The organism is Endozoicomonas sp. ALC013, from assembly GCF_049310205.1.
In the GTDB taxonomy this organism is placed as follows: Bacteria; Pseudomonadota; Gammaproteobacteria; order Pseudomonadales; family Endozoicomonadaceae; genus Endozoicomonas.
On sequence record NZ_JBLYNS010000282.1, the window covers coordinates 1 to 3,224 of the forward strand.

The following is a 3,224-nucleotide window of genomic DNA, read 5'->3' on the forward strand; positions in this document are numbered from 1 at the left end:
AAGCGATGGCTTACTGACCAGGATACAGCGGCCGGGGTGACATTGAAGGTTGCTGAAGAGGATCTGTCCCGGGCAAATACCCGACGCCAGAAATCCGGTCCGGGAGCATCCGGCTGGTATATTAAATCATTTTTGGCCAGAACAACCCGGCTGACTGTCGTGCTGATAGGGATGCCATCCAGCCGGGGAGGATTCTCCAACAGCTCATTCAATGAGGCCAGCTGTCTGGGCCTGAGGTTGTCACAATCGAAAATCAGGGTAATGGGCACTGACTGATAAATAAGCCCGGGACACTCGTTTTTTTGTCCGGGAGTTGGATAATAGTGCAGCCTTCTTAACGGGTGATGATCCAGGTCGTTCGGATGCCGGATCATAAAAAGAAACCCGGCGTCTGTCTTTTGCCGATAGAAACGGATCAGTTCATCCTTTGCATCAATGGATTCAAAAAAATGAAACGCATCACCAACCGGCGATGCCGATTGCTTCAGGTGGCTGATGCAATCTGTGATGGGCGTGACGTTTCGGATTGGGCTGTTATGTGCACTCTTCGCTGACACTTGTTGGGTAACATGCAGCTGCTCATTTTTGACCGACAAGACTGCTGTTACTCGTGTTTTTTTATCGGTGTTACCGGGCCGTAAAGAATCGTCTGGGGAATTTGCCAAACTTTTTTGAGCGGGGTGATTGGCGGGTTGCTTGTGCACATTAACTACGGCACCAGGCTGAACAGGAAACATGAAAATAGTACTTTTCTGATAGTAATTGCGATCCGTCAGCCTACTTAGATGGTGTAAAACGGGAAAAGTTCCTCCCTGATTGGGTACTGTTATTTGCGGTTAAAAAGAGTGTTGGCATCAGGCTCATTGATTAAGCGTTTTATTTTTCTCAGTGACTCCTGGCAATCCAGAGCAATACCCGTAGAAAAAATCCCACTGCCGATCAAGTTAAAATTTTGCCCTGCCGGACTTTCAAAGATGGTGACCTGGTCACAGAAGTTGCCGACGATTAACACCCGGAATTTTTCCAGGTCTTTGCATATCACCGGGGTATATATTTCAGCAGAGCGTTGATCGCTGATCAGGCGAATTAACTGCCGGTTCTGTTCTGCATGATCAATGTAATCAATTAAGAATGTGCCAGGTTGGTAAGGGAGTTCATCACGAAACAGTGCCCCGGTCTGTCGATTGGTGGCCAGTTTGAGGGCATCCAACGCCCTGTCGATCAAAAACTGACTGGACAGCATCAGGGTGTTGGTCTCCAGGTAACAGGTTGATTTCTCCGGAAAACAGGGCTCACCACGGATCAGTCGGGCAAGATCCAGTCTGCCCCGGGAGGAATGGCTCCAATAAACATCGGTGACAGCCATCTGAGGCAATGTTTCCCAGTCATACAGCAGAGAAAAGTTGTCGGCCTCCGGACTGTCCCTGACATTTTTCAGCCAGGTTCTGTCGATGGACTCTACCCGGAACAGGCGCTGGTCCAGTCTTTGCGCCGTACCATCATGATCAAGATTGAACCGGGTCACGGCCTGCAGGCTTTGAACAGGCAGAACGGGAAAGTCATTCGGGCTGTGCAGATACAGTTGCCAGGCAAACTCCGACCACCGACAGAAATCATGCTGTTTTGGCGATTGATAATTTTTTGACCAGATGAGCATACAGTGGCTCCAGTCAATAATGGCTTTCCTTTCAGGAGGAGCAAGGGTATCAAAATGGTCAATGGCGTGTCTGGCTGCCTGCAGATACTGTTCCGGTGCCAGATGGTAGGCAATATCAAATGCGGTGATAAGAGGTCTGTGTTCTGACGAACTATTGTAACGTCGGGCTGACAAGTGCCTGCTCATGGGGATAGGGCGGAAATTTTTCCGGAACTCTTCCAGAACAGCATCTTTGACAAGGCTATTGGCCTCTTGAGGCAGTGCGAATTTAGAACATTGCCATTGCTGGCACAGGGAGATGACCAGTGACAGGAGCCGGTTCCAGCCGGAGGCATGACTGCCTGTAGCTTGTCCGACAGTTGGCTTGACTGGCGGCGTCGGCACTGATACGTAGATACCCACCCATTTCGGCTCAGGTAAGAATGTGACAATGCTTTCGATGCCCCATAAATCGCAAAGTCGCCACCCATTGCAGGATCTGACCTCAACAAAATCATGTGATTCCGATTTTACTATCCGGGCTTCGATACCCCAGTAAAGACAGAGTAATTGAAACAGAAATGCACGGTGGTGACAGCTGCCCTGCTGCTCCTGCAACAATCGCTTGACCAGGCTGATGCCGGTTTCGACAAAGTTATGCTCGTAAGAAAACGCTCTGAACCAATCAATCAGGGCCAGCAGCCGTTCGGACAGATTCCTTATCTGCCCTATTTCCCGCAACTTCCGATAGCCCGGAAAGTGCCCTGGTTGCTGGCTGAAAACCTCCTGATCCAGATGTACTTTGATCAGGGATGGGCATCGCCGGGGTTGCGTTTCGATGGGATCGGCCGACGTTAACGGCTTAAAGTACTTCGGATCGGGTTTGATAATAAAGCCCACAGCCACCGGTTCGGTTAACCGGGAACGGATAAAGTACTGGCCAGTCTGGTTGTCCTGTGCCAGCTCCAGTGCCTCTGCCGGGATGGTGTGCAGACCGGTTAAACGGTCTGCGGCCGTCAGTGATGGCAATGGCTGCCATTCGCTGCCCGGTTTCAGTATCAGGCGTCCGGTGGTTTCATCGCTTTTCAGATGACTGCGCCCGGCTAACATTGGCAAAAGAAAACTCTGATCGACAGGACGCTCTGGCAACGGGCTTCGCACTAAATTCTGATCAGTGGTCACACTGACGGTGAACAGCTCCAGTCGATACAGCGCGCAATCCCACTGACCAGGAAAAAACCGGGTTACATAATATTCGTTAGACACTTCAGGGGGAATTCCCAGGCTGAAAGTCTTCGGTGATGCCGAACCTCTGGAAGATTCTTTTTCTGCTGACTGGCCGGGAATAGAGGGCCATTCAAATTTAGGCTGGCAGCTGTCCAAATAGGGTCGCCACTCCCGGCGCAGATACTCAGGCAACTGCCCCATAGAGATGCGGGTCAATCGATCGGCGACCTGAAGCAGCTGCGGCAGCGTCAGCTCAAGGGTAAGGCGTTGCTGCCGGAGATTGTCATTGATGCCATGGGCGCAAGCGGTCAGCCACCGACTCAGTTCCTCTGATACCCCCATGGCTTGCAGCCTGAGCCGG

2 protein-coding genes are annotated in these 3,224 nt (G+C 51.3%); both read right to left on the reverse strand.

The features are described 5' to 3' along the window. Positions 1 to 557, reverse strand: a 557-nt coding sequence (locus ACO6V1_RS23110; RefSeq protein ID WP_422468836.1) for a hypothetical protein, incomplete at its 3' end; no start/stop codon positions are given. 269 nt (positions 558 to 826) lie between these two features. Continuing rightward, the coding region (locus ACO6V1_RS23115; protein ID WP_422468838.1) for a transglutaminase-like domain-containing protein at positions 827 to 3,224 on the reverse strand (2,398 nt) is incomplete at its 5' end.